Raw genomic sequence first — 25,519 nt, 5'->3', positions numbered from 1 at the left:
GGCGGGGGAATCCCGGGCGTCGGGTCCGCCCCCGGACGACCGCTTCTGCTAGATTGGTCTATACCACATGCGTTCCCTCAGGTTCCCAGGCGAGCCCTCTTCAGATCGGCAGGCCCGACGTGGAAGTTGTCATCGTTCCGGACGCCAAGGCGGGCGGCGAACTCATCGCCGAGGCCATGGCACAGCTGCTCCGACGCAAGCCCGACGCCCTGCTCGGCGTGGCCACCGGGTCGACCCCGCTGCCCATTTACGAGGCGCTGGCGGCGAAGGTGCGCTCCGGCGCCGTGGACACCTCGCGCGCACGCATCGCGCAGCTCGACGAGTACGTGGGGCTGCCGGCCGAGCATCCGGAGTCGTACCGGTCGGTGCTGCGGCGTGAGGTGCTTCAGCCGCTCGGGATCGGCATGGAGGCGTTCATGGGGCCCGACGGCACCGCCGCGGACGTACAGGCGGCGTGCGAGGAGTACGACAAGGCGCTCGCCGAGGCCGGCGGGGTGGATCTGCAGCTGCTGGGCATCGGGACCGACGGGCACATCGGGTTCAACGAGCCGTGTTCCTCGCTCGCCTCGCGCACCCGGATCAAGACGCTGACCGAGCAGACCAGGATCGACAACGCCCGCTTCTTCGACGGAGACATCGACCAGGTGCCGCATCATGTGATCACCCAGGGCATAGGGACCATCCTGGAGGCACGGCACCTGGTGCTCCTCGCGACCGGCGAGGGCAAGGCGGACGCCGTCGCCGCGACCGTCGAGGGTCCGGTGGCCGCGGTCTGCCCCGCCTCCGCCCTCCAGCTCCATCCGCACGCGACGGTCGTCGTCGACGAGGCCGCCGCCGCCAAGCTGAAGCTCGCCGGCTACTTCCGGCACGCCTACGCCAACAAGCCCGACTGGCAAGGCATCTGAGGTCAGCCGGGCGGGATCTCATGCCTAGGTGCCGGCGCCCCGCAGGGGGCGGCCGGCACCTTCGTCGTACGGTCACGCGCCCGCGATGACCTCCGCGGCCGCCCGTCCGCACACCCGCGCCGCCCCGTGCGTGGCGATGTGCAGGGCGCCGCGGGGAGCGGCCTGGGGGACGCCCATCTCGACCACGATCGTGTCGGGGCGCTCGGCGAGGAGCGTGTCGAGGGCCCCGGCCATCCACGGGTGGCGGTGTTCGTCGCGCACCACCGCCACGATCCGCCGCCTCCCGGCGGCCTCCAGCGCCGCCGCCCCCGCCGTGTCCCCCGCGAAACTGCCCGTCTCCGTGCCGGGAAGCAGCCGGAACAGCTCCGCGGCCACACCCCAGGGGGTCTCGTCGCCCACGGCGATGTTGGCGACGGGGGTGAGGGCGGCGACGTAGGGCGGTTCGGTGAGCGGGGTGAAGCCGTCCGCGCCGGTGACCTTCAGGGCGCGGCGGGCCGCGAGCAGACCGATGTCGCTGCCTGCGGCCGGAGGCCCCGCGGCACTCTCCGTGGCCGCCGACGCCGCCCACCGCGCCAGCGCCCGCACCCGTTCGGCCGCCTCGGCGAGCCGCTCCTCGGCCAGTTCACCCGAGCGCACCGCCGTGACCAGGGCGTCGCGCAGGCGCCGTACCGTCTCGTCGTCCGCGAGGCCGCCGCCCACACAGATGGCGTCCGCCCCGGCCGCGATGGCGAGGACGCTGCCGCGCTCGATGCCGTACGTCCCGGCGATCGCCCGCATCTCCATGCCGTCGGTGACGATCAGGCCGTCGTAGCCGAGTTCACCGCGCAACAGGTCGGTGAGGACGGGGCGGGACAGCGTTGCCGGGCGGTCCGGGTCCAGGGCCGGGACCAGGATGTGCGCGCTCATCACCGCGCGCGTGCCGGCGGCGATCGCCGCGCGGAACGGGGTCAGGTCGCGCTCCCGGAGGACAGAGGCCTCGGCGTCGATGCGCGGCAGCGCGTGATGGGAGTCGACCGCCGTGTCGCCGTGCCCGGGGAAGTGCTTGGTGCAGGCGGCGACACCGGCGGACTGGAGGCCGGTGACGTAGGCGGCGGTGTGCCGGGCCACCAGCCGGGGGTCGGCGCCGAAGGACCGTACGCCGATCACCGGGTTGGCGGGATTGGAGTTCACGTCGGCAGAAGGGGCCCAGTTGAGGTTCACCCCGCACCGCGCGAGTCGGCGGCCGAGTTCGTGCGCCACCTCTCGGGTCAGTTCCACGTCGTCCACCGCGCCGAGCGCGTGATTGCCCGGGAAGGAGGACCCCGTCCTCACCTCCAGGCGCGTGACGTCACCCCCCTCCTCGTCGACGGCGACGAGTACGTCGTCACGTTCGGCGCGCAACTGGGCGGTGAGGGCGGCGAGCTGTTCCGGTGAGGCGATGTTCCGGCCGAACAGGCCCACGGACGCCAGGCCCTCGCCGAGGCGGCGCAGCACCCAGTCGGGGGCCGTGGTGCCGGTGAAGCCGGGCTGGAGGACCGTCAGCGCGTCGCGCGTGAGGGTGTCGGTGCCGCTGGCGAATGTCGTCATCGGGTGGCGTTATCCCTTCACGGCGCCCGCGGTGAGGCCCGCGGCCATCTTGCGCTGAACGAGGAGGAAGAGGACGACGATCGGCACCGCCATCATCGTGGAACCGGCCATCATCGGGGCGTACTCGGTGCCGTGCTTGGTGGTGAAGTTGCCGAGCCAGACGGTCGCGGTCTGGTTCTGCTGGCTCATCAGCATCAGGGCGTACAGGTACTCGTTCCACGCCTGGATGAAGCCGTACACCGAGGTGGCGACCAGGCCGGGCGCGAGCAACGGGAAGACCACGCGCAGGAAGGCGCCGGTCCGGGAGCAGCCGTCCACCATCGCCGCCTCCTCCAGCTCGCGCGGGATGTTGACGATGAAGCCGCGCAGCGTCCACACCGTGAACGGGAGGATGAAGGTCAGATACGTGATGATCAGGCCCGACAACTTGTCGTACTGGCCGAGGTCGTTGAGGAGCAGGAAGACCGGGATGATCATGGCGACCAGCGGGACCATCTGGACCGCCAGGATGCCCACGATCACGATCTTTCGGCCGCGGAAGGCGAAGCGGGAGATGGCGAGCGCGGCCAGCATGCCGACGACGACGCCGATCGCGACCACCGACAGCGACACGATCAGGCTGCGGCCGACCGGTCCCCAGAAGTCCGCGATGTCCAGTGCCCGGCGGAAGTTGGCCAGCGTGACGCCTGTGGGCAGCAGGCTCGGATCCGGATCGATGGCGTCCTTCGCGGGCTTGAGGGCCGTGTCTACCATCCAGTAGACGGGGAAGCCCACGGTGAGGAAGACGAGCAGGCCGAGGAGGTTCCAGCCGAGCCTGGACTTCCCCCGGCGGCGGGCCGCGGTGCGCTCGGAAAGGGCCGTCGCGCTCATTCCACCTCTCCGATCTTCAGCATCTGACGCATGTAGACGGCGACGACACCGAGCAGCAACAACACGGTGATCAGCGCGATCGCGGAACCCTGCCCGTAGTCGTTGACCACGAACGCCCTGTCGTACGAGTAGGTGGTGAGCAGCTGGAACTCGGCCTCGGGGTGGCCGCCGCGCATCACGAAGACCTGCGGGAAGACGCCCATGTCCCAGATGACGGAGAGGGTCGTGAGCATCACGACGATCGGCTTCAGGATCGGCAGGGTCACATATCGGAAGACGCCCCAGGAGCCCGCGCCGTCGAGCCGGGCCGCCTCCTCCAGCTCCTTGGGCACCTGGGTGAGCCCCGCGCCGAGCGTGATGACCACGAACGGCACGGCGCCCCACACCACCAGGAGCATGATCACGGCCAGGCCCTGGGGTCCGCTCGCGAACCAGTTGTGGCCGATCATGTCGATGCCCGGCAGCTTGCTGAGCAGGGCGTTGAAGATGCCGTAGTCCGAGTCGAAGAGCCACTTGAAGACCGTGGTCGCGACGATGATCGGCATACCCCAGCTGGCCACCAGCGCGATGTTGACGAGCGTCTTCACCCAGCCGGACACCCGCTGGAGCAGCAGCGCGATCAGCATGCCGGCGACCATGGTGAAGATCACCGAGCCGGCCGCGAAGAGGATGGTACGCAGGACGACGGTCCAGAACTCGCCGTCGCCGAGCACATGGGTGAAGTTCGCGAGGCCGACCGGCTCGGCGGCCCTGAACCCCCAGAGCTGGGACTGGCCGAACCTCTGGAAGGAGAGGGTGACCAGGCGGACCAGCGGATAGCCCATCACCAGGGCGAGGACGATCAGACAGGGAGCGAGCAGCGCCCAGGGGGCGGCGGCCCCGCCCGACGTCCGTCGTGCGCGCGGTCTCGCGGGGACGCTCGGTGGCGGCGCCGGCCGCGGCGGCGGCACCTTGGCAGGGGTTCTCGTGTCTGCGGCACTCATCGCGCGCTCCTCAGGGGTCCCTCAGGTCGTACGAGGGCGAAACCCCGCACGGTCGTAACGAAGGCGAAGCCCGCACGACCGCTCGGGGACGCAGCCGCCGCGGTCGTGCGAGAAGCAGGGCCCCGCCCCACGTACCCCCCGGGGCTGTGGGGCCCTGCGCCCGGGTCACTTGGTGTTGATGACCTTGTCGATCGCGGCGTCCGCCTCCTTGGCGGCGGCCTCGACCGGCTTCTTGCCGGTGCCGACGTCCTGCAGCATGGTCTGCAGGATCTGCGCCTTCTCGACCTGGCCCCAGCCCGGGGCCATGGGGACGAACCAGTTGGACTCGGCCGCGGTGGCCGGGACCGCCGTCGCCGGGTCGTTCTTCAGCGTGGCGAGGTCGGTCTTGTTGTTGGGCAGGTTGCCCTTGGCCATCAGGCCCTTCTGTCCCTGCGAGCCCGTGAACGCGTTGATCCACTCGGCGGCCAGGGCCTGCGCCTTGGACTTCACCGGGATCGCGAGGTCCGAACCGCCCAGGAAGACCGGGATGTTCTTGCCGGACGGGCCGGGCATCACGAAGTTCTCGAGGTTGTTCTTCAGCTTGCCGGTCTTGTCGTTCTTGGGGTCGGCCGCGGTGGCGCCCTCCCAGGCGGCAGCGAAGATCATGGAGGACTTGCCCTGGCCGTAGACGATGTAACGGTCGGACTCGTCCTTGGTCTTGTCGCCGTGCATGTACGTGTCGACGACCTTCTTGAACTCGGTGAGGCCCTTGACGGACTCGGGCGAGGAGAGGTTGGCCTTCCACTGGCCGCCCTCCTGCTTGGCGATGGAGCCGCCGGCGTCGTAGACGAAGGACATGGCCGCGTACCAGTCGCGCGTCGGCTGGTACCAGGCGCTGAACGTGGCGCCCTCCTTCTTCTGGATCTTGTCCAGGTCGGCGGTCAGCTCCGGGTAGGTCTTCGGGGGCGCCTTGATGCCGGCCGACGCGGCGATGTCCTTGCGCCAGTTGGCGACGCGGCCGCCGGCGTAGTACGGGACGCCGTAGGTCTGGCCGTCGTACGTCACCGAGGTCTTCAGGCCGTCCAGCCACTGGCCGGAGTTGTCGAACTTGGCCGGGTCGACGGGGGCGAAGGCGCCCTTGACCATGTAGCCGAGCATCTCGCTGTTGCCCATCTCGACCACGTCGGGCGCCTTGTCGGTGGCGAGGACCGCGTCGAGCTTGGGGTTCTTGTCCGGCCAGCCGTAGTACTCGTGCTTGATCTTCACGCCCGGGTGCTTCTTCAGCACCGCGTCGTCGGCGGCCTTCACCAGCGCGGGCCAGTTGTTCTGGGCATCGACCGTCAGCCAGACGGTGAGCTCCTTTGCGTCCGCCCCCTTGTCCGATGCGCCGGACTTGCCGCCGCTGCCCCCGCACGCCGCGATGGAGACCATCATGCCCGCGATACCGATCGCGGCTGTCAGCTTGCGCTTCACGCCACCCTCCTCAGGGATGCCACAAACCCCCCTTGTCCCCGCGGCGACTGACGACGAGTACCGCCCGTGGGGCCGGGACCTGGACCAATGGTGTAGACCAGTACGGGGGAGCTTGGCCCAGACCAATAGGAGTGTCAAGGGTGTTCGGCATGCTCCGGACGTCCGTTATGGGACCTACATATGCAAGGACCTTTAAGTAGGAACCCAGCGAAAACGGGCGGGCGTCTTGCCGCTCCGGCCACTGGACCACTTGAGCGGGGTGGACTAGACCAGCCGGGGTGCCGACGGTATACAGAGGGGATCCCCGGCCGCATACGGGGATCACGCAGCGTGCGGGAGCACCCCTCTCCATGCAGCCGTGTCACGATGTGAGCCGTGGCCGACGGTCTGTCGGCCACTTCGGCATCCGGAGCCGGGAAGGCAGAGCATGAGCACCGACGTCAGCAGTGCGGAGAGCGAGGGCGGGGCGACCGTCCGCACCGCGCGTGTGCCCAAGTACTACCGCCTGAAGAAGCACCTGCTCGACATGACGGAGACGCTGCCGCCCGGCACTCCGGTACCGCCCGAGCGCACCCTGGCCGCGGAGTTCGACACCTCGCGGACGACCGTGCGCCAGGCCCTCCAGGAACTGGTCGTCGAGGGCCGCCTCGAGCGCATCCAGGGCAAGGGCACGTTCGTGGCCAAGCCCAAGGTCTCACAGGCCCTCCAACTGACCTCGTACACCGAGGACATGCGCGCCCAGGGCCTCGAACCGACCTCACAGCTGCTGGACATCGGCTACATCACCGCCGACGACACGCTCGCCGGCCTTCTGGACATCTCGGCCGGCGGCCGGGTGCTGCGTATCGAGCGGCTCCGACTGGCCAGCGGCGAGCCGATGGCGATCGAGACGACGCACCTGTCCGCCAAGCGCTTCCCGGCGCTGCGCCGGTCACTGGTGAAGTACACCTCCCTCTACACCGCACTCGCCGAGGTGTACGACGTCCACCTCGCCGAGGCGGAGGAGACCATCGAGACCTCGCTGGCCACCCCGCGCGAGGCGGGGCTGCTCGGCACGGACGTGGGCCTACCGATGCTGATGCTCTCCCGGCACTCGCTGGACAAGGAGGGCAAGCCCGTGGAGTGGGTGCGGTCGGTCTACCGCGGGGACCGCTACAAGTTCGTGGCGCGGCTGAAGAGGCCGCAGGAGTAGGCCGCCCGGCGGGTCGCGCGCGGGGCGCGACTTCCCGAGGAGCCCGGCCGGGGCTGTTCCCGGCGCCGGAGAAGAGCGAGAGGATGCGCACGGACCGTGGGGAGCGACGTCCCCGCCAGGGTTTCGGGCGTTCCCGAGTACCGATATACGGACGAGGGCTTCCGCTTGCGCGACACGGTCACTTACATTGCCTGGCGCGTTACACAGGTGAACAGTGAGGGGACGGAGCCGCCAGATGTCAGATCAGTCGGATGTGACCAGAGCAGCGGTGGTGACGCCCATGCGCGTCGTCATCGCCCTCTGCCTCGTAGCACCCTTCGTCGCGATGCTGTGGGTCGGCTCCTACGCCAAGACGGACCCCACGCTCATCGGCATCCCGTTCTTCTACTGGTACCAGATGCTGTGGGTTCTGATCTCCACGGCGCTGACGCTGATCGCGTACCAGCTGTGGCAGCGTGACCAGCGCGCCCGCACCGACCGGAAGGGGGGTGCGGCGGAATGAAGCACGGCGTGAACGGCGTCGCGCTCGGCGTCTTCATCTTCTTCTTCCTGGCCGTCACCGTCATGGGCTTCCTGGCGGCGCGCTGGCGCAGGGCCGAGAACGAGCACAGCCTGGACGAATGGGGCCTGGGCGGACGTTCGTTCGGCACCTGGATCACCTGGTTCCTGCTCGGCGGCGACCTGTACACGGCGTACACGTTCGTGGCCGTCCCCGCGGCGATCTACGCGGCGGGCGCGGGGGGCTTCTTCGCCGTGCCGTACACCATCCTGGTCTACCCGCTGATCTTCACGTTCCTGCCCCGGCTGTGGTCGGTGTCGCACCGGCACGGGTACGTGACGACGTCGGACTTCGTGCGCGGCCGCTTCGGTTCGAAGGGCCTGTCGCTGGCGGTGGCCGTGACCGGCATCCTGGCGACGATGCCGTACATCGCGCTCCAACTCGTCGGCATCCAGGCCGTGCTGGACGTCATGGGCGTCGGCGGCGGCGAGAACACCAACTGGTTCGTGAAGGACCTGCCGCTGCTGATCGCCTTCGGTGTGCTGGCCGCCTACACGTACTCGTCGGGTCTGCGGGCTCCCGCCCTGATCGCGTTCGTGAAGGACACGCTGATCTACATCGTCATCGCGGTGGCGATCATCTACATCCCGATCAAGCTGGGCGGCTTCGACGCGATCTTCGCGAAGGCGGCCCACGCGTTCGCGCAGACGAACCCGGTGACAGGCAAGCCGCGCGGGGCCCTCGCGCCGCCGGAGGCGGGCCAGTGGACGTACGCGACGCTCGCGCTGGGCTCGGCGCTGGCGCTGTTCATGTACCCGCACTCGATCACGGCCACGCTGTCCTCGCGCAGCCGTGAGGTGATCCGCCGCAACACCACGATCCTGCCGTTGTACTCCCTGATGCTGGGCCTGCTGGCACTGCTGGGCTTCATGGCGATCGCGGCCGGCATCAAGGTGCAGAACGGGCAGCTGGCGATCCCGCAGCTGTTCGAGACCATGTTCCCGGACTGGTTCGCGGGCGTGGCCTTCGCGGCGATCGGCATCGGGGCGCTGGTCCCGGCGGCGATCATGTCGATCGCGGCGGCGAACCTCTTCACGCGCAACATCTACAAGGACTTCATCAAGCCCGACGCCACGCCCCAGCAGGAGACCCGGGTCTCCAAGATCGTGTCCCTGCTGGTGAAGGTGGGCGCCCTGGTCTTCGTCCTGACCATGGACAAGACGGTGGCGATCAACTTCCAGCTGCTCGGCGGCATCTGGATCCTGCAGACCTTCCCGGCCATGGTCGGCGGTCTGTTCACCCGCTGGTTCCACCGCTGGGCGCTGCTGGCGGGCTGGGCGGTGGGCATGGTGTACGGCACGTTCGCCGCCTACGGGGTCGCCTCGCCGACGCAGAAGCACTTCGGCGGCTCGGCGAAGGAGATCCCCGGCATCGGCGAGATCGGCTACATCGGGCTGACCGCGTTCGTGCTGAACGTGGCCGTCGCGGTCGTGCTGACCCTCGCCCTGAAGGCGGTGAAGGCTCCGGAGGGCGTCGACGAGACGAGGCCGGAGGACTACACGGCCGACGCGGGCGACCCGGGGGTGCAGGTGGAACTGCCGCCTGCCACGGCCGGGGCGTCCCACTAGCGCCCCAGGCAACGCTGTCGACGGGCCGTCGGAGGCAATCCGGCGGCCCGTTGTCGCGTACGTTGTCGCAGCCGTCCGGCACACTCGGCCCCATGGACATCGTGATCCGGCAGGCGGCACCCGACGAGTACGAGACCCTCGGAGAGATCACCGCCCAGGCCTACCTCCAGGACGGTCTCCTCGACTTCGGGGAGAGCGACGCGTACCTCGACGAGCTCAGGGACGTGGCCAAGCGGGCCGCCGCCGCGCGGGTACTGGTCGCCGTGGAGCGGGACCGGGTGCTCGGCGGGGTCACCTTCGTACCGGCCGGCGGACCCATGGCCGACATCGCCGCTCCCGGCGAGGCCGAGATACGGATGCTCGCGGTCGCCCGCGCGGCCCGCGGGCGGGGCGCCGGAGAGGCACTCGTCCGCGCCTGCGTCGACCAGGCGCGGGCCACCGAGGGGTGCGTGCGCGTGGTTCTGTCGACCCAGCGCACGATGCGCGCCGCCCACCGCATCTACGAGCGCCAGGGCTTCGTCCGTACCCCGCAGCGGGACTGGAATCCCCTTCCCCACCTCGACGACATCACGCTCCTCACCTACGAGTTGACGCTCTGACACCAGCACGACACAACATCTGGGGGTGATACCGCAGCCCGGCACAAGATGTATGCTCGTGCTCGCTGTCGCCGCAGGGGAATCCGGTGCGAATCCGGAACTGTCCCGCAACGGTGTACTTGTGCATGTCCGTCCCTGGGGCGCACGCGCACAAGCGTCAGTCCGAACACCTGCCGACAGCGCGCCCGGCCACTCCGGCCCGGGCGCCTACGTCCGGGCCTCGTGGAATGGGCCGGTGGACGCGACGCCCGTGCGCGCTCGTGAGCCGCCCCTGCCCTCCGCAAGGCCCCGTGCCGAGCGAGGGAGAGCCCCCACGTGACCATCGCGCCAGCCGCCCCGGCTTCCACAGCCGAGACGCACCCGGTGGACGACGGCCCCGGTGCCGCGCTGCTGCGGATCCTGACCGAGCTGACCGCCGACCTCCCCGACGCCGACCCCGGCCGGGTCGCCGCCGCCGCGTTGCGCGGCCGGTCGGCGCGCGCGGACGAGTCGGAGCTGCGCGAGCTGGCCACGGAGGCGGCCGCCGGCCTCATCTCCGAGGACCCCGACTACTCGCGGCTGGCCGCCCGGCTGCTGACGATCGGCATCCGTACCGAGGCCGCCTCCCAGGGCGTCACGTCCTTCACCGAGTCCGTCGCCGTCGGGCACCGGGAGGGTCTCATCGCCGACCGGACCGCCGAGTTCGCGCGGGTCCACGCGGCCCGCCTCGACGCGCTGATCGACCCGGACGCCGACGACCGCTTCGGCTACTTCGGCCTGCGCACGCTGCACAGCCGCTACCTGCTCCGCCACCCGATCACCCGCAAGGTCATCGAGACGCCCCAGCACTTCATGCTGCGCGTCGCGGCCGGGCTCGCCGAGGACGACACCGCCCGCTCCGTGGACGAAGTGGCTGCGCTGTACCGGCTGATGAGCCGGCTCGACTACCTCCCCTCCTCCCCCACCCTCTTCAACTCCGGCACCCGGCACCCCCAGATGTCGTCCTGCTACCTCCTCGACTCCCCGAAGGACGAGCTGGACTCCATCTACGACCGGTACCACCAGGTCGCCCGGCTCTCGAAGCACGCCGGCGGCATCGGCCTCTCGTACTCCCGCATCCGCTCCCGCGGGTCCCTCATCCGCGGCACCAACGGACACTCCAACGGCATCGTCCCGTTCCTGAAGACCCTCGACGCCTCGGTCGCCGCGGTGAACCAGGGCGGCCGCCGCAAGGGCGCCGCCGCCGTCTACCTGGAGACATGGCACTCCGACATCGAGGAGTTCCTGGAGCTGCGGGACAACACCGGCGAGGAGGCACGCCGTACGCACAACCTGAATCTGGCGCACTGGGTTCCGGACGAGTTCATGCGCCGGGTCGACGCCGACGGGCAGTGGTCGCTGTTCTCCCCGTCGGTCGTGCCGGAGCTGGTCGACCTGTGGGGCGAGGAGTTCGACGCGGCGTACCGCAGGGCGGAGGCCGCGGGCCTGGCGCAGAAGACGATCCCCGCCCGGGACCTGTACGGCCGTATGATGCGCACCCTCGCCCAGACCGGCAACGGCTGGATGACCTTCAAGGACGCCGCCAACCGCACCGCCAACCAGACGGCCGAGCCGGGCCACGTCATCCACTCCTCCAACCTCTGCACGGAGATCCTGGAGGTCACGGACGACGGGGAGACGGCGGTCTGCAACCTGGGGTCCGTCAACCTCGGCGCGTTCGTCGACACGACAGCCGGTGACCTCGACTGGGAGCGGCTGGACGCCACCGTCCGCACCGCCGTGACCTTCCTGGACCGCGTCGTGGACATCAACTTCTACCCGACCGGGCAGGCGGGCCGCTCCAACGCCAAGTGGCGGCCGGTCGGCCTCGGCGCGATGGGCCTGCAGGACGTCTTCTTCAAGCTGCGCCTGCCCTTCGACTCCCCCGAGGCGAAGCGGCTGTCCACCCGGATCGCCGAGCGCGTCATGCTCGCCGCGTACGAGGCCTCCACCGACCTCGCCGAGCGCAACGGCCCGCTGCCGGCCTGGGAGAAGACCCGCACCGCCCGGGGTGTCCTGCACCCCGACCACTACGCCGTGGAGCTGACCTGGCCGGAGCGCTGGGCGGCCCTGCGGGCGCGCATCGCCGCCGTCGGCATGCGCAACTCGCTGCTGCTCGCCATCGCGCCGACCGCCACCATCGCTTCCATCGCGGGCGCGTACGAGTGCATCGAGCCGCAGGTCTCCAACCTGTTCAAGCGCGAGACGCTGTCCGGTGAGTTCCTGCAGGTCAACTCCTACCTGGTGAAGGACCTCAAGGAGCTCGGCGGGTGGGATGCGCGCACCCGTGAGGCGCTGCGCGAATCGGGCGGCTCGGTACAGGAGTTCCGCTGGATCCCCGAGGACCTCCGGGTGCTGTACCGCACCGCGTGGGAGATCCCGCAGCGCGGTCTGATCGACATGGCCGCCGCGCGCACCCCGTTCCTGGACCAGGCCCAGTCCCTGAACCTGTTCATGGAGACGCCGACCATCGGCAAGCTCTCCTCGATGTACGCGTACGCCTGGAAGCAGGGACTGAAGACGACGTACTACCTGCGCTCGCGCCCGGCGACGCGCATCGCCCGCGCCGCCCAGGCGCAACCGGCCATCCCGGTCCAGCAGGTCGCCGACCCCGACGCCGTCGCCTGCTCCCTTGAGAACCCCGAGTCCTGCGAGGCCTGCCAGTGATGTCCGCCCGATCCCAGAACCTGCTCGACCCCGGCTTCGAGCTGACGCTGCGCCCGATGCGCTACCCCGACTTCTACGAGCGCTACCGGGACGCCATCAAGAACACCTGGACCGTGGAGGAGGTCGACCTCCACTCGGACGTCGCCGACCTCGCCAGGCTCACACCCGGTGAACAGCACCTGATCGGCCGGCTGGTCGCGTTCTTCGCGACGGGCGACTCGATCGTGGCGAACAACCTGGTGCTCACCCTCTACAAGCACATCAACTCCCCCGAGGCGCGGCTGTACCTGTCCCGGCAGCTCTTCGAGGAAGCGGTCCACGTCCAGTTCTATCTGACGCTCCTGGACACCTACCTGCCCGACCCGGACGACCGCGCCGCCGCCTTCGCGGCCATCGAGAACATCCCCTCCATCCGGGAGAAGGCCGAGTTCTGCTTCCGGTGGATGGACTCGGTCGAGAACGTCGACCGGCTGGAGACCAAGGCGGACCGCCGCCGCTTCCTGCTCAACCTCGTCTGCTTCGCCGCGTGCATCGAGGGCCTGTTCTTCTACGGCGCCTTCGCGTACGTCTACTGGTTGCGCAGCCGGGGTCTGCTGCACGGTCTGGCCACGGGCACCAACTGGGTGTTCCGCGACGAGACGATGCACATGAGCTTCGCCTTCGACGTCGTCGACACCGTGCGCAAGGAGGAGCCGGACCTCTTCGACGACGCGTTGCGGCAGCAGGTCACCGACATGCTGAGGGAGGCCGTCGAGGCCGAGCTGCAGTTCGCGCGCGACCTGTGTGGTGACGGCCTCCCGGGCATGAACACCGACTCGATGCGGCAGTACCTGGAGTGCGTCGCCGACCAGCGCCTGACGCGTCTCGGCTTCGCCCCGGTGTACGGCTCGGAGAACCCCTTCTCCTTCATGGAGCTGCAGGGCGTTCAGGAGCTGACCAACTTCTTCGAGCGGCGTCCGTCGGCGTACCAGATCGCGGTGGAGGGCACCGTCGACCTGGACGAGGACTTCTGAGCCACGGCTTCCCCGCGTGCCTGCTGGGCCTGCCTGATCTGACGGTCGACGCGCCGGTCGTGCGCGATGCCGATCAGGGAGGGCAGGACCAGCAGGACGAGGATCCCGAGGACGGTGACCATTCCGATCAGGGCTTGCGTGTGTGTGGTATCCATGCACACCACTGTCGCGGCGGATACTCCTGCCCGTCAGTGGCAGGACTGCCGTGCACCCTCGAATTACTGCCACTTCCGAGGCACACTGGCAGCATGCTCAAGAACGTGGCGGCCGTCCTGCTCGACGGCGTGCATCCCTTCGAACTCGGGGTCGTGTGCGAGGTGTTCGGCATCGACCGCAGCGACGAGGGGCTACCCGTGTACGACTTCGCGGTCGCCTCGGCCGAGGGGCCCACGCTGGGCACCCACTGTGGCTTCACCGTGTCCACGCCGTACGGGCTGGAGCGGCTGGAGGAGGCCGACCTGATCGCGGTACCGGCCGGGGACACGTACGCGACCCGGACGTATCCGCCCGAGCTGCTGGACGCGCTGCGCCGGGCCGCCGAGCGCGGCACCCGGGTGCTCAGCGTCTGTTCCGGTGTGTTCCTGCTGGGCGCGGCGGGCCTGCTGGACGGGCGGCGCTGCGCGGTGCACTGGCGGCACGCGGAGGAGCTCGCCCGGCGCTTTCCCCGGGCGACGGTCGAGCCGGACATGCTGTACGTCGACGAGGACCCGGTGATCACCTCGGCGGGCACCGCGGCCGGCATCGACGCCTGTCTGCACATCGTGCGCAAGGAGCAGGGCCCGGAGGTGGCCAACAAGATCGCCCGGCGCATGGTGGTGCCGCCGCACCGCGACGGCGGCCAGGCCCAGTACGTCGAGAGGCCGCTGCCGCGGTCGCAGTGCGACACCGTCGCCGAGGTGCTGGTGTGGATGGAGCGGCACCTCGACGAGGAGGTGACCGTCGAGCAGCTCGCCGCCCGCGCCCATATGTCCCCCCGCACCTTCGCCCGCCGGTTCCAGCAGGAGACCGGCACCACCCCGTACCGCTGGATCCTGCGGCAACGGGTGCTGCTGGCCCAGGAGTTGCTGGAGCGCACCGACGAGACGATGGACGCGATCGCCGACCGCACCGGCTTCGGCACGGCGGCGGCACTGCGCCACCAGTTCGTCCGCGCCCTGGGCACGACCCCGAACGCCTACCGGCGCACGTTCAGGGGCCCGCAGGCCGCCTGAACGTGCGCCGGGCGGTTCATCGCGGAAGGGCCCGCACCAACAGCCGGCGCGGACGGAGCGTGATGCCGATGCGGGGCCTGGCGTCGGAGCCGGGCACCTGCTCGAAGCGGTAGGCGGACGCCACCGCAGCCATGAGGAGCGTCAGTTCGGCCATCGAGAAGTGGTCGCTCGGGCACTTCCGGTTGCCCACGCTGAAGGGGCTCATGGCGTACTTGGGCACCTCCTTGTGCCGCCCCGGAAGCCAGCGGTCGGGGTCGAACTCCAGGTGGCGTGCGTACGACCGCGGATCGCGCTGGATGGCGTAGGGGCTGTACACGACGTCGGCCCCGGCCGGAATGCGATACCCGCCGAGTTCGGTCTCGGTCACCGCCCGCCGCGTCAGAATCCATACGGCGGGATGCAGACGCATTGTCTCCACGATGAGATTCGCGGTGTGCGTCAGGTTCCGGACGTCCTCGAATGCGACCGGCCGGTCACCCACGACGGCTTTCACCTCGTCGCGGATCTTGTCCGCCTGATCCGGGTGTTCGGTGAGGACCAGCAGGAGGGACATGAGCATGGAGCCCACGGTTTCACTGCCGGGGGTGAGTATCGCGATGACCTGGTCGTGGATCTCCTGTTCCCCGATGGGCTCCCCATTCTCGTCCTTCGCCTCCAGCAAAGCCGTCAGCAAATCGTCCGGCTTTTGACCGGAGGCCCGGCGGTCGGCGACGATCTCGTCGACCAGGAGATGCAAATCGGCCAAGGCACGGTTGAATTCGAGATTGGCCGGAACCGGGAGGCGATAAAGCGGTCCGAGGGGCACGACCATGCGTTGGTACATGCCGCTGAACAGCGTGGCGAGCGCGGCACAGATCCGCTCGGCCCGCTCGTCCATGTAGGTGCCGCGCATCAGGCAGCGGCAGGAGACGCGAACGGCCACGCGGAACGCCTCCGCCGTGACGTCGATGGTCTCGCCGGACCGCCAGCGCTCCACGAGCGCATGCGCCTCCTCCGCCATGATCGGCCCGTGGGCGGGTATGGCCTCCAGCCGGAAGGCGGGCTGGATCGCCCGGCGCTGACGCTGGTGGAGCGGCCCGTTGGTGGTGGCCACCCCCTGCTTGCCGAGCAGTCCCTCCAGGGACTCCCACAGCGGGCCGCCGATCTTGTAGTCGGTGCTGAGGGCGAGGGCCCCGGTGAGCTCGGGGGTGGTGACGGCGTACACCGTCTTGGGGCCGAGCCGCAGCCGTACGACGTCACCGTCGTCCCGCAGCCGGCTCAGGAAGCCAAGGGGGTCGCGGGCCAGTTTCCAGCCGTGCCCGAGACCGGGGACGCCGCCCGTGGCCAAGGGCGGGATCCGCAACTCCGCCGCGGCCTCGGGCGTGACCGATTCGAGGGTCATTTCTCACCTACCGCTTCGTTGTCGACGTACGGGGGTGTCGAGCGGTCGTCCCAGCTTTCGACCGTGTATCGGCCTGACTCGTGGTGGAACCAGTACACGGAGCTGAACCAGTTCCGCATGTTTGCGACGATCGCCTTCACGGCGACACTCAATTCCTTTCCCGGTGCGGTACCGTCCGCGAGGCCATCGGCGAACCGCAGCGCCTCCTTCTCGGCGTCAAGGAAATCGGATATGCATTTCTCGACCCGCCGCCGCACTTCCTTGATGGCCTCTTCGAGCGTCAGCCCCTCGTGCTGGATGAGGCTGATTCCGAGATTGTGGACCTCGTCCCCCGCTATCTCCTTGGGGAGAGAACACAGATCGTTGTACCAGGCGGCGAATTCCTGGCTCAGCAGTGCCGCGCGCCGGTACGCGGGATGTCTCCGTACGACGTCGGGCAGTTCCCGTCCCGCGCTCGGCTCCAGCAGGTCGGTCCAGATCCAGTGTGCGAAGGTGAGCCGCCGGAGTTGGAGGTACGCGTCGACCGTCGGGACGCAGCCGGAGGTACGGTTGCGGAACTCCTGGTCGTACGCCTCGATCACCGCGTGGAAGTGCCGGGCGAAGCGCGCGTTCCACGTCTCGCCGAGGAACGAGTACAGCCGCACCACGCTGTCGGCGAACCCCGTGACCAGGGGATCCGGGTGGTGCAGATGGTCCCGTGGGGAGTCCAGGGCCGTGTGGAGCTGGCCCCTCAGCGCCCGCCAGGCGGCCGGGCGTCGATGGACGACGTCACGGTCGTGGCGGTCGTCCCAGACGAAGAACCACGCGCTGTAGTCCCCGATCGCCTGCAGGACCTCGTCGGGCGCCCCGAGGTAGTAGCCCGCCATGAGGTCGGTGTAGCACAGCCCGTCGGCATGCTCTTCGACCTTGTCCGCCGGCATGAGCCGCTTTTCCAGCAGCCAGGAACGGGTCTTCTCCTGCATACAGGGCCAATACGGGTGCAGCCGACGGGGAAACGCGGTCTCGATCACCGGTAAGGACAGCGCCGGTGGAACCGCGACCGCGGTCGCCGTCGATGAAGTGCTGTGTGGGATAGCTGGCACGAACAAACCCCTCTCAGCCGCCGGTTGGCGACACGCCCCTCCCGCCGTGCCGGGCGCACGCCGTTGCGTATCCCCGCGCAATCCATTCAGCACTACAACTGACCGGTCTGGGAACGGATTTGCTCCACAGGCTCCCCCAGGATGCCGAGAACCTCGCCTATTTGACTGAATATGAGTTAGTTCATGCGTACAGGGGATCGGATGTCCGACGCACATATGAACGGCGCCTGGTCGGGAGGGATCCCCGGCCAGGCGCCGCCATCGTGAGCTCTCAGTCGTTGGCCACCACGGGGTAGCGGGGCTCGTTCTCGGCCATCTGCCGCAGCGCGTCCTTGCGCTCGCGCTTGGACAGCCGGTCGATGTACAGGTAGCCGTACAGGTGATCCGTCTCGTGCTGCAAACACCGAGCGAAGTAGCCCGTGCCGCGCACCTTGATCGGGTTGCCCTTCTCGTCCTGCCCGGTGACCTCGGCGTAGTCGGGGCGGGGGAGCGGCGCGTACGCGGTCGGCACGGACAGGCAGCCCTCGTTGCTGTCGTCGAGACGGCGCCGGTCGGCGGGCAGGTCGACGAGCCTGGGGTTGCAGACGACGCCCACGTGCCGTACACCCTCGTCGTCCTGGCAGTCGTAGACGAACACCTTGAGGTCGACGCCGATCTGGTTGGCGGCGAGGCCCACGCCCTCGGCGGTGCGCTGGCTGGCGAACATGTCGGCGACCAGCTGCTCGAGCTCTTCGCCGAACTCGGTGACGTCCTTGCACTCCTTGTGCAGCACCGGGTTCCCGACGACCGTGATCGGGCGCGAGGTGCCGCGCTCACGCCAGGCCGTCTCGCGCTCCTCGCAGTCCTCGGTGTCGATGACGAAGCCCTCGTCGTCCACGGGGAGCACGCCCCCGTGCTGCTGATCGGTGTCCTGCTGCGCCATGACCGACGTACGCCTTCCTGCAACCTTGGGTAAAACCTGCGCGTACAGCCTACGGGGCGCCGGGGCGTGCTCCCCGGGATCCTGGGCACGACCGGGTCAGCAGACCTCTTCGAGATCCCGCCAGTCCCGGGAGTCGGGGCTGTCCGCGACCCAGCCGTCCAGCAGCCCGCGCACCAGCGACGCCGGCGCCGCGATGCCGCACTCGCGCTCCGGCACCCACAGCTGCCCGTCCGTGCGGTGCCCCAGCGGTCCGGGATGCCCGGGCTCGCTGTGGTCGTGCGGGTCGAGGTGCTCGCCGTCCCCCTCGTCGGACGGCATCCGCGACTCGGAGCACATACGGCACAGCAGCCGCACGGACGAGGACCAGTCCTCGGCGGCGAAGCCGGCGTCGGCGGCCAGCTGCTCCAGCGCGTCCCGGTCCTCCTCGGTCGCCGCCTCCAGCAGGACGACCCAGGTCGGCACCGGCGAGGGCGCCCACAGCTCGATCTCGTCGAAGACGGGATACGCGTGCCCGGCGGCCGTCGTGCGCTCGCCGTGCGGTACACCGTCGTGCAGCACGACCTCGCCCCAGCGGCGCCCGGAGGACGGCAGCGGGATGGAGAGCACCTCGATTCGCGCGGGGTCCAGCCTGCGCCCCCAGACGACCTCCGCCTCGCCCTCCGGCGACAGCCGCACCGCGGCGCTGCCCAGCTCCATCCCGGTGGGCTCGCCGGAGACAGCACCGCCCGGCACCCTCAGGCCGTACGCCTGCCAGGCACGGCGGGCGAGCGGCCAGTCCTGCAGGGCGGTGGCGGCGATGCCCACGTTCCACCAGTCGGGCGCCCCGGTGTCCCGGTCCAGCAGGGCCACCGCGCGCAGCCCGGCGGTGCGGGCCTGCTCCCAGTCGTGGCGGAACTTGTGCAGCAGGGCGAGGTTGAACCAGGACTCCGACAACCAGGGCTCCAGGTCCGCGGCACGGGTCAGCAGCGCTCCCGCGTCCTCGTACCGGCCGTCGCCGATCAGCGTGAACGCGCGGTCGGTGGCCTGCCGCCAGGAGGCGGAGGGCCGGTGCCGTCCCTTCCCGAAGATCCTCACGATTCCCGCCTGCCAGTCCCTTGCGATTCCCGCCTGCCAGTTCCTTGACGTTTGCGGGGGCCACGGGCCGAGCTGTGCCCCCGAACACCCTCTCCTGGCATCCAACCACGTACGGCCGGACGGGCGCTCATTACCCATGGGTTACCCCGCCGTAGGCAGGGTCAGACCGTCTCTCTGCAACACCCTGGCGAGTGACTCCACGACCTCGGGCTCGTAGTCACGCGCGCAGGCGAGCCGCAGCCGCTCCAGCGCGCTGAGCGGTCCTCCCGGTCCGGCTTCTTCCCGCACCATCTCCTCGTACGCGTTCACGGCCCGGACGATTCTGGCGCTGACCGGCTGTTCCCGGTACGGGTCCGCCTGCCGCTCCACGACGACCGCGACCTCGGCGTCCACGCCGGTCTGGCGTACGACGGCGCCGCCGAGGAGGGCGATGCGCCGCTGTTCCTCGGCGGGCAGTGCGGCGGTGGCACCGGCGGGCACCGGATCGACGAGGCTGAGCTGCCCGATGTCGTGCATGAGGGCCGCGTACTCCAGCACGGTCAGCTCGGGCTCGGTCAGGCCCAGCTCCCGCCCGACGGCCCGGCTGAGCGTGGCCACGCGGCGGGCGTGCCCGGCAGGCGTGTACCCGGCGATCTCGGTGGCGCGTGCCAGGGAGGTGATGGTCTGCCGGTAGGTGGTGCGTACGGCCGCGTAGCGCCGGTAGGAGAGCTGGGTGAGCAGCAGCGGCAGGGAGAAGACGGGCAGCGCCCACAGGCCCACGACCGCGACGGCCGGCGACATCACGGCTCCGGTCGCGCACACGGCGGAGCCGATGCCGAGTCTGGCCCGCAACTCGTCGCGCAGCAGCGGCCCGAAGGGCCAGCGGGTCCGGGAGTGCGCCAGCGCCGCGGCGAGCACGGCGTCGCAGAGCGCGGTGAGGACGAGCAGGGCGACGACGAGCAGCGCGCAGGCGGGTCCGTCCCAGCCGTGCAACTCGCCCCGGTGGTAGAGGGGTTGGAAGCAGAGGGTGGCGAAGGCGACGGTGAGGAGGCGGCGGGTGAGGTGGTCGGCGGTGGATCCGTGGCCGCGGGCCACATGCGGGACGCAGCCGACGAGAGTGGCGGCGAGGACCACGGTGACGACCTGCGGCACCCCGTGATGGGTGGGCTGCCCGGCGTTCTGCCCGAGCAGGGCGTAGGAGAGCGCCCCGGCGGCCCCCAGGGGCGCCGGCTCCCGCTCGTCGCTGCCGCTCCACCGGGACAGCTCCCCCACCGCGACGAGCGCCCCGAAGGCGAGGGCGACGACCGGATCGTCCAGCCCGCGCCAGAGTGTGAGGCACAGGGAGCCGGCGGCCAGGAGCGCGGCCGTCCCGTGGGTGAGGACGAGGGGGAGACGGCCCGCGGTCACGCGCGGCCCCCGCCGTGCGGCTGTCCCGCCGGCCGGCCCGCCATGGGCACGGCCGGTGCCGGTACGTTTCCGCGTATCTCGTCCGCGGTCACCGCCGGGTGCCAGCCATGCCGGTCCAGCGCGCGTATCAGCGCCCGGACCATCGCCGGGTCGAACTGGGCTCCCGCGCACCGCTCCAGTTCCTCCAGCGCCGCCGCGACGGGACGCGCACGCCGGTAGGAGCGGGTGGAGGTCATCGCGTCGAAGGCGTCGGCGACCGCCACGACCCGGGCGAACTCCGGGATCTGCCGGCCCGCGAGCCCGTACGGATAGCCGCTGCCGTCCAACCGCTCGTGGTGGTGGAGGATCGCGGACCGCGCCTCGCCGAGGAACCCGATCCCGCGGACCATCTCATGGCCGTACTCGGGGTGCAGCTCGATGATCCGCCGCTCCTGCGGGGTGAGCGGCCCGTCCTTGCGCAACAGCCGGGTGGGAACGCCGAGTTTGCCGACATCGTGCAGGATCCCGGCGAACCGCAGCACCTCGACGCGCTCGTCGTCCATGCCGAGTTCGCGCGCGATCATCATCGAGGCCTGCCCGACCCGCTCGCTGTGCCCGCGGGTGTATCCGTCCTTGATGTCGACGGCCTGGACGAGCGCGCGGATCGTCGCCTGGTGGGCGGCCCGCTCCCGGTGGTACTGGGCGAAGACCCAGCAGGACACGTACATGGGCAGCAGCACGAGCAGAGCGGAGACCGGACCGTACGGGCTGCGCCACAGGACGGCCATCATCAGCCCGGCCAGCCCGTGCACGCCGATGGGTGCGAGGGAGCGCAGGAACAGCCCGCGCCAGGCTCCCCCGAGCTCTCGGCCCCGCTCGAGCAGGGGGCACCACCCCCCTCGCCCCGGCCCCCCTTCGGCCAGCGCCCGGATGCCGACGTCGAGCGCGGTCAGCACCAGGCAGAAGGCCACCACGGCGGCCCCGGCGGGCGCGAGCGCGTACGGGAAGCGGGGACCGACCACGGCGTCACGTCCGCCCAGCGCCCAGTGCACACGGGAGGCGGCCCACACGGCGAGGGCGAGCTGGGCGGCCCGCCAGAACCGGCGCAGCCACGGCGGCCGCTGTGCGACGGGAGCGAACAGGGCCCCGGGCAGCGGCACGAGCGCGGCGGCCGGGGGCGGCAGCAGAAAGGCCCCGGCGAGCAGGACCGGGAAGAAGATTCCCATGCCCTCGGGGGGCCTGCCGCCGACGGGACGGCACCTGGGGATGTGTTCGCAGCCGGCGTAGAGCGCGGTGAGCAGGACGACCACCCACCAGGGAGCCCGGATGTCCGGCACCGGGGCCACGCACACCAGGGCACCGACGACGGCACAGCCGACGTAGACGCGTGCCCCTGCCCGAACCGGCCCCATGACGCACCTTCCCCGAACCCGCGCCCGGTCCCGAAACCGAACGGGCCCGGTCATGCCCCTTTCAGGCTCCGGAGCCTAGAGGGGAGGCCCGCACGTGGGGGCGGTGTTTGGGGGAATCCGCGGGCCCATGACCCGCGGATTAGCACATTCGGGTGACGACCCTTCGGAGCTTGACCACGGTCTCCGAACTGGAGTTCAGGACTCCTGCGGTGTCGCGGTCACGTCGTGCTCGGGCACCGTCTGGCCCGCGCGGATCAGCTCGATGCGGCCCATGACCTTGGCGCGGAGATCGCTCGGCACGTCGTCATGCCCACAGCACCGCTTGACCAGCTTCTTCACGGCCTGTTCGAGTCCGTACTTCTCCAGGCACGGCGAGCATTCCTCGAAGTGGTGCTGGAACTTGGTGCGGTCGAGGTCCGGCATCTCACTGTCGAGGAACTCGTAGAGATGGTCGAGTACCTCACTGCAGTCCGTCTCGTGCGGCTCTCCGCAGCTCATGAGCCCGAACCTTTCGCTTCGTTCGACTCTCCGGCGCCGGCCGGGACCAGCCCGCGCTCGCGGGCGTAGTCCTCAAGCATGCCGCGCAGTTGACGGCGGCCCCGGTGCAGCCGGGACATCACCGTGCCGATGGGTGTCCCCATGATGTCGGCGATCTCCTTGTACGCAAAGCCCTCTACGTCCGCGAGATAGACGGCGATGCGGAATTCCTCGGGAATCGCCTGCAGCGCTTCCTTGACGTCCGAGTCGGGCAGGTGGTCGAGCGCCTGCGACTCGGCGGAGCGCAGACCGGTCGACATGTGCGACTCGGCGCGCGCGAGCTGCCAGTCCTCGATCTCCTCCGCCGCGCTGCGCTGGGGTTCGCGCTGCTTCTTGCGGTAGGAGTTGATGAAGGTGTTCGTGAGGATCCGGTACAGCCATGCCTTGAGGTTGGTGCCCTCACGGAACTGGTGGAAGGACGCGTACGCCTTCGCGTACGTCTCCTGCACCAGGTCCTCGGCGTCTGCCGGGTTGCGCGTCATCCGCAGTGCGGCCGAATACATCTGGTCTAGGAACTCGAGCGCGTCCCGCTCGAAGCGCGCACTGCGCTCGGCGGACGACTCCACGCCCGTGCCCCGGCCCTCGGGCTGCTCCGCCTGGCCGTGATCGGTCCCTGCGTCGGTCCCAGTGACCGGACCCACCTCCTCCAGCGATGTGGCAGGACCGAAAGCGGTCCCACTGGAATCGGAGGATAGACGAACATCCCCGCCCGCCGCCGCCCGAACAGGGGCGGCCTTCGTCGCGTGCAGCACCGTCCAGTCCAGGTCAGCGCGACTGCTGCGGCTCGGGCAGATGGTCGAACCCATGCGGCGGACTTCCTCTCGTATGTACGGTGCAGCACGGCTCGTGCTGTCTGATCCGCACAACAGTGGTCCACCCCACGGCATTCCCGGGCGTCACCCGAGTGACGCGGTCCACTCCACCACGGCATCGGTGATGATCTCCAGGGCCTGTTCCTGGGTGATGTCCGCGCGCTTGGGGACGGCGAAGCCGTGATCGCCGTACGGCACCTCGACGAGTGCGTACGGCCCGTGCGGGAACTCCTGCGGTCCGCCGAACGGATCGCTGCCGCCCTGCACGACGAGCGTGGGCACCCCCGCGCCGAGCAGTTCGCCGGCACGCGACTTCTCGGGCCTGCCCGGCGGGTGGAGGGGGAAGCTCAGCGCGAGGACGGCGACGGCACCGAGTTCGGTGGCCGTGCGGCAGGCGACGCGGGCCCCGGCGCTGCGGCCGCCGGCGATCACCGGCGCACCTGGCCTCTCCAGGGCGGACCACACTCCGCGCCAGCCCACGTCCAGCGTCTTCGGCGCGGGCGCGACCTTCTTCCCCGCGACCCGCCAGGGTTGCTCCACCAGCGCGACGCTCACGCCGTGCCCGGGCAGCACCCGGGCCAGCGCCTGGAGATCACGGGCCTCGATGCCCCCGCCGGCCCCATGGCCGACGGCGAGCACGAGCTTCGCCCGCTTCGCCCGGTGCCAGGTGACACGGGCCGCACCGGCGTCGGTCTGGACGCTCTCTGTCACATCCGTCACGTCAGAAGAGTGTGCCCTCTTCCGGCGCCTCCAGCTCCTTCAGCAGCTCCGGGCCGTTGTTGCGGACGTTGCTGACCGCCGTGGAGACCGGGTAGGCGCGCATCAGTCCCGGGGGCGGCGCGTCCAGCAGGGGGCGCAGGTCGTCGAGGTCCGTGCGGGAGGGGTCGAGCCAGGCGTCCCAGCGGTCCGGGGTGAGCATCAGCGGCATGCGCGGGTGGATGTCGGACAGGGAGCGCGGGCCCTCGGCCGGGGCCACGGCCAGCGGTGCCGTCTCCGCCTCCGTCGTGATCACCGAGCAGGTCACCCACCAGGCCCCCGGGTGGTCGTCGGGCAGCGTCCGGTCGCGCCAGAACTCGTACAGACCAGCCATCGCGAAGACCGAGCCGTCGGCGGGCAGCACGAAGTACGGCTGCTTGCGCGGCCGCTTCTTCCTTCCCTCGACCTCCAGGTCGCGTTCCTGCGTTCCGGTCACCCACTCGAAGTAGCCGTCGGCGGGCAGGATGCAGCGCCGGGTGGCGAAGGCCCGGCGGTACGACGGCTTCTCGTGCACGGTCTCCGCGCGCGCGTTGATCATCCGGGCGCCGCCCTCGGGCGACTTGGCCCAGGACGGTACGAGGCCCCACTTGAGTCTGCGCAGCTGGCGAACCGGCCGCTGGTCGCCGGCGTCCTTCACAGGACGGTCCAGGACCGCGTGGACCTCCTTGGTCGGGGCCACGTTGTAGTCGGGCGCCAGGGTCTCCTCCGGCTCCCAGTTCTCGATCTCAAAGACTCCTGCGAGATCCTCGGGGCTGCGACTTGCTGCATACCGTCCGCACATACGTGCCACACTGCCAGATCCGACGAGACCCCAGGAGCCACAACCAGCAATGGACAGCCCCGCCTCGACCTCGCTGAGCTCGCTGCCCGGCCTCTGGGACCGGGTCTTCGGAAACCAGCCCAATCCCGCCCTGTGGGTGGTCCTGGCCACCCTGGTCGCCGCGCTCGCCGTGGTCGTCCCGCACGGGCTGTGGCGGATATCGCGCAACGCCATCACCATCGCGCACGAAGGCGGACACGGACTGGTCGCGCTGCTCACCGGCCGGACCCTCACCGGTATCCGGCTCCACTCCGACACCAGCGGCCTCACCGTCAGCCGCGGCAAGCCCTACGGCGTCGGCATGATCCTCACGGCCACCGCGGGCTACACCGCGCCCCCGCTCCTCGGCCTCGGCGGCGCGGCACTGCTCGCCGCCGGACACATCACCCTGCTGCTGTGGCTGGCCACGGTACTGCTCGTGGCGATGCTGGTGATGATCCGCAACGCTTACGGCGCGCTGACCGTGGTCCTCACCGGCGGCACGTTCCTGCTGGTGTCATGGCTGGCCGATCCCCAGGTGCAGGCGGCGTTCGCGTACGCCGTGGTGTGGTTCCTGCTGGTCGGCGGCGTGCGCCCGGCCTTCGAGCTCCAGGCCAAGCGCTCACGCGGCGGCGCCCGGGACTCGGACGCGGACCAGCTGTCCCGGCTCACCCACGTTCCGGCAGGGCTGTGGCTCTTCCTCTTCCACGTGGTGTCGCTGTGTTCGCTCATGGGGGGCGGGCAGTGGCTGCTGCGGCTCTGAGGGCCCGGCCGGG

General features: G+C 70.2%; 24 protein-coding genes and 1 riboswitch. Of the genes, 9 read left to right on the top strand and 15 right to left on the bottom strand.

The window, feature by feature from the left end; translation table 11 throughout:
* Window positions 1-119: 119 nt before the first annotated feature.
* A complete protein-coding gene (gene nagB / locus ASC56_RS18215) occupies window positions 120-905 on the top strand; it encodes a glucosamine-6-phosphate deaminase (protein ID WP_055492487.1) in 786 nt (261 codons plus the stop codon).
* 72 nt (window positions 906-977) lie between these two features.
* On the opposite strand, the gene ASC56_RS18210 is transcribed toward nagB, so the two are convergent.
* From ASC56_RS18210 to ASC56_RS18195, 4 genes are all read right to left on the bottom strand, one after another.
* Entirely contained in the window at window positions 978-2,471 is a 1,494-nt protein-coding gene (locus ASC56_RS18210) for a glycoside hydrolase family 3 protein (protein WP_055492486.1), read from the bottom strand.
* A 9-nt stretch (window positions 2,472-2,480) separates the two neighbouring features.
* Window positions 2,481-3,341, bottom strand: coding sequence for a carbohydrate ABC transporter permease (locus ASC56_RS18205; protein ID WP_055492485.1), 861 nt, complete (start codon window positions 3,339-3,341; stop codon window positions 2,481-2,483).
* A complete protein-coding gene (locus ASC56_RS18200) occupies window positions 3,338-4,324 on the bottom strand; it encodes a carbohydrate ABC transporter permease (protein WP_055492484.1) in 987 nt (328 codons plus the stop codon). The genes ASC56_RS18205 and ASC56_RS18200 overlap by 4 nt, the downstream gene beginning before the upstream one ends.
* Window positions 4,325-4,489: 165 nt before the next feature.
* On the bottom strand, window positions 4,490-5,776 hold the full coding sequence (locus ASC56_RS18195; RefSeq protein WP_055492483.1) for an extracellular solute-binding protein: 1,287 nt from the start codon (window positions 5,774-5,776) through the stop codon (window positions 4,490-4,492).
* 427 nt (window positions 5,777-6,203) lie between these two features.
* Between ASC56_RS18195 and ASC56_RS18190 the strand changes: the two genes are divergently transcribed.
* From ASC56_RS18190 to ASC56_RS18165, 6 genes are all read left to right on the top strand, one after another.
* A complete protein-coding gene (locus ASC56_RS18190) occupies window positions 6,204-6,968 on the top strand; it encodes a GntR family transcriptional regulator (RefSeq protein ID WP_055492482.1) in 765 nt (254 codons plus the stop codon).
* A gap of 235 nt (window positions 6,969-7,203) precedes the next feature.
* The gene (locus tag ASC56_RS18185; RefSeq protein WP_199836020.1) at window positions 7,204-7,470 is read left to right on the top strand and encodes a DUF3311 domain-containing protein; all 267 of its coding nucleotides are present in this window, start codon (window positions 7,204-7,206) and stop codon (window positions 7,468-7,470) included.
* Entirely contained in the window at window positions 7,467-9,095 is a 1,629-nt protein-coding gene (gene mctP / locus ASC56_RS18180; RefSeq protein WP_055492480.1) for a monocarboxylate uptake permease MctP, read from the top strand. Before ASC56_RS18185 ends, mctP begins: the two co-directional genes overlap by 4 nt.
* A gap of 92 nt (window positions 9,096-9,187) precedes the next feature.
* Entirely contained in the window at window positions 9,188-9,694 is a 507-nt protein-coding gene (locus ASC56_RS18175) for a GNAT family N-acetyltransferase (protein ID WP_055492574.1), read from the top strand.
* A 35-nt stretch (window positions 9,695-9,729) separates the two neighbouring features.
* A riboswitch (cobalamin riboswitch) is annotated at window positions 9,730-9,887 on the top strand.
* A 122-nt stretch (window positions 9,888-10,009) separates the two neighbouring features.
* Entirely contained in the window at window positions 10,010-12,379 is a 2,370-nt protein-coding gene (locus ASC56_RS18170) for a ribonucleoside-diphosphate reductase subunit alpha (RefSeq protein WP_055492479.1), read from the top strand.
* Window positions 12,379-13,392 carry a ribonucleotide-diphosphate reductase subunit beta gene (locus ASC56_RS18165; RefSeq protein WP_055492478.1) on the top strand — a complete coding sequence of 338 codons (1,014 nt, stop codon included), beginning with the start codon at window positions 12,379-12,381 and terminating at the stop codon, window positions 13,390-13,392. The genes ASC56_RS18170 and ASC56_RS18165 overlap by 1 nt, the downstream gene beginning before the upstream one ends.
* Here the strand turns inward: ASC56_RS18165 and ASC56_RS38150 are convergent.
* A complete protein-coding gene (locus ASC56_RS38150) occupies window positions 13,305-13,547 on the bottom strand; it encodes a hypothetical protein (RefSeq protein ID WP_079102584.1) in 243 nt (80 codons plus the stop codon). The genes ASC56_RS18165 and ASC56_RS38150 overlap by 88 nt on opposite strands.
* Before the next feature lie 93 nt (window positions 13,548-13,640).
* Between ASC56_RS38150 and ASC56_RS18160 the strand changes: the two genes are divergently transcribed.
* Window positions 13,641-14,603 (top strand): GlxA family transcriptional regulator, encoded by a 963-nt coding sequence (locus ASC56_RS18160; protein WP_055492477.1) that lies wholly within the window; start codon window positions 13,641-13,643, stop codon window positions 14,601-14,603.
* Between the two features lie 16 nt (window positions 14,604-14,619).
* Here the strand turns inward: ASC56_RS18160 and ASC56_RS18155 are convergent, their stop codons facing one another.
* The 10 genes from ASC56_RS18155 to ASC56_RS18110 all read right to left on the bottom strand — a co-directional run bounded on the left by ASC56_RS18155 (window position 14,620) and on the right by ASC56_RS18110 (window position 24,725).
* A complete protein-coding gene (locus tag ASC56_RS18155; protein WP_055492476.1) occupies window positions 14,620-15,984 on the bottom strand; it encodes a cytochrome P450 in 1,365 nt (454 codons plus the stop codon).
* Window positions 15,981-17,066 (bottom strand): epi-isozizaene synthase, encoded by a 1,086-nt coding sequence (gene cyc1, locus ASC56_RS18150; RefSeq protein ID WP_107309288.1) that lies wholly within the window; start codon window positions 17,064-17,066, stop codon window positions 15,981-15,983. Before cyc1 ends, ASC56_RS18155 begins: the two co-directional genes overlap by 4 nt.
* A gap of 271 nt (window positions 17,067-17,337) precedes the next feature.
* Window positions 17,338-17,988 carry a peptide deformylase gene (gene def / locus ASC56_RS18145; protein WP_055492474.1) on the bottom strand — a complete coding sequence of 217 codons (651 nt, stop codon included), beginning with the start codon at window positions 17,986-17,988 and terminating at the stop codon, window positions 17,338-17,340.
* 96 nt (window positions 17,989-18,084) lie between these two features.
* Complete coding sequence (locus ASC56_RS18140) at window positions 18,085-19,062, bottom strand: hypothetical protein (protein WP_055492473.1); 978 nt, start codon at window positions 19,060-19,062, stop codon at window positions 18,085-18,087.
* A gap of 141 nt (window positions 19,063-19,203) precedes the next feature.
* Window positions 19,204-20,448, bottom strand: a complete 1,245-nt coding sequence (locus ASC56_RS18135) for an HD-GYP domain-containing protein (protein WP_055492472.1) — start codon at window positions 20,446-20,448, stop codon at window positions 19,204-19,206.
* Window positions 20,445-21,839, bottom strand: a complete 1,395-nt coding sequence (locus tag ASC56_RS18130) for an HD-GYP domain-containing protein (protein ID WP_055492471.1) — start codon at window positions 21,837-21,839, stop codon at window positions 20,445-20,447. Before ASC56_RS18130 ends, ASC56_RS18135 begins: the two co-directional genes overlap by 4 nt.
* A 195-nt stretch (window positions 21,840-22,034) precedes the next feature.
* Window positions 22,035-22,337: a mycothiol system anti-sigma-R factor gene (gene rsrA / locus ASC56_RS18125; protein WP_055492470.1), complete on the bottom strand. Its 303-nt coding sequence runs from the start codon at window positions 22,335-22,337 to the stop codon at window positions 22,035-22,037.
* Window positions 22,334-23,017: an RNA polymerase sigma factor SigR gene (gene sigR / locus ASC56_RS18120; RefSeq protein ID WP_055492469.1), complete on the bottom strand. Its 684-nt coding sequence runs from the start codon at window positions 23,015-23,017 to the stop codon at window positions 22,334-22,336. The genes rsrA and sigR overlap by 4 nt, the downstream gene beginning before the upstream one ends.
* A gap of 255 nt (window positions 23,018-23,272) precedes the next feature.
* Window positions 23,273-23,899, bottom strand: coding sequence for an alpha/beta family hydrolase (locus ASC56_RS18115; RefSeq protein ID WP_371330105.1), 627 nt, complete (start codon window positions 23,897-23,899; stop codon window positions 23,273-23,275).
* A gap of 10 nt (window positions 23,900-23,909) precedes the next feature.
* The gene (locus tag ASC56_RS18110) at window positions 23,910-24,725 is read right to left on the bottom strand and encodes an SOS response-associated peptidase (protein WP_055492467.1); all 816 of its coding nucleotides are present in this window, start codon (window positions 24,723-24,725) and stop codon (window positions 23,910-23,912) included.
* Between the two features lie 49 nt (window positions 24,726-24,774).
* Here ASC56_RS18110 and ASC56_RS18105 point away from each other — a divergent pair, with 49 nt between their 5' ends.
* The gene (locus ASC56_RS18105; protein WP_055492466.1) at window positions 24,775-25,506 is read left to right on the top strand and encodes a M50 family metallopeptidase; all 732 of its coding nucleotides are present in this window, start codon (window positions 24,775-24,777) and stop codon (window positions 25,504-25,506) included.
* Window positions 25,507-25,519: the final 13 nt, after the last annotated feature.

The organism is Streptomyces sp. TP-A0356, from assembly GCF_001417775.1.
In the GTDB taxonomy this organism is placed as follows: domain Bacteria; phylum Actinomycetota; class Actinomycetes; order Streptomycetales; family Streptomycetaceae; genus Streptomyces.
The sequence above is the reverse complement of the archived record's forward strand: the minus strand, read 5'-3'. Positions and strand labels throughout refer to the sequence as shown.

What these genes read in the sequence shown, in the direction of transcription:
- ASC56_RS18210 (WP_055492486.1), bottom strand. Translation starts at nt 2,471, where the DNA reads ATGACGACATTCGCCAGCGGCACCGACACCCTCACGCGCGACGCGCTG.
- ASC56_RS18205 (WP_055492485.1), bottom strand. Translation starts at nt 3,341, where the DNA reads ATGAGCGCGACGGCCCTTTCCGAGCGCACCGCGGCCCGCCGCCGGGGG.
- ASC56_RS18200 (WP_055492484.1), bottom strand. Translation starts at nt 4,324, where the DNA reads ATGAGTGCCGCAGACACGAGAACCCCTGCCAAGGTGCCGCCGCCGCGG.
- ASC56_RS18190 (WP_055492482.1), top strand. Translation starts at nt 6,204, where the DNA reads ATGAGCACCGACGTCAGCAGTGCGGAGAGCGAGGGCGGGGCGACCGTC.
- ASC56_RS18185 (WP_199836020.1), top strand. Translation starts at nt 7,204, where the DNA reads ATGTCAGATCAGTCGGATGTGACCAGAGCAGCGGTGGTGACGCCCATG.
- mctP (WP_055492480.1), top strand. Translation starts at nt 7,467, where the DNA reads ATGAAGCACGGCGTGAACGGCGTCGCGCTCGGCGTCTTCATCTTCTTC.
- ASC56_RS18175 (WP_055492574.1), top strand. Translation starts at nt 9,188, where the DNA reads ATGGACATCGTGATCCGGCAGGCGGCACCCGACGAGTACGAGACCCTC.
- ASC56_RS18165 (WP_055492478.1), top strand. Translation starts at nt 12,379, where the DNA reads ATGTCCGCCCGATCCCAGAACCTGCTCGACCCCGGCTTCGAGCTGACG.
- ASC56_RS38150 (WP_079102584.1), bottom strand. Translation starts at nt 13,547, where the DNA reads ATGGATACCACACACACGCAAGCCCTGATCGGAATGGTCACCGTCCTC.
- ASC56_RS18160 (WP_055492477.1), top strand. Translation starts at nt 13,641, where the DNA reads ATGCTCAAGAACGTGGCGGCCGTCCTGCTCGACGGCGTGCATCCCTTC.
- ASC56_RS18155 (WP_055492476.1), bottom strand. Translation starts at nt 15,984, where the DNA reads ATGACCCTCGAATCGGTCACGCCCGAGGCCGCGGCGGAGTTGCGGATC.
- def (WP_055492474.1), bottom strand. Translation starts at nt 17,988, where the DNA reads ATGGCGCAGCAGGACACCGATCAGCAGCACGGGGGCGTGCTCCCCGTG.
- ASC56_RS18130 (WP_055492471.1), bottom strand. Translation starts at nt 21,839, where the DNA reads ATGGGGCCGGTTCGGGCAGGGGCACGCGTCTACGTCGGCTGTGCCGTC.
- rsrA (WP_055492470.1), bottom strand. Translation starts at nt 22,337, where the DNA reads ATGAGCTGCGGAGAGCCGCACGAGACGGACTGCAGTGAGGTACTCGAC.
- ASC56_RS18110 (WP_055492467.1), bottom strand. Translation starts at nt 24,725, where the DNA reads ATGTGCGGACGGTATGCAGCAAGTCGCAGCCCCGAGGATCTCGCAGGA.
- ASC56_RS18105 (WP_055492466.1), top strand. Translation starts at nt 24,775, where the DNA reads ATGGACAGCCCCGCCTCGACCTCGCTGAGCTCGCTGCCCGGCCTCTGG.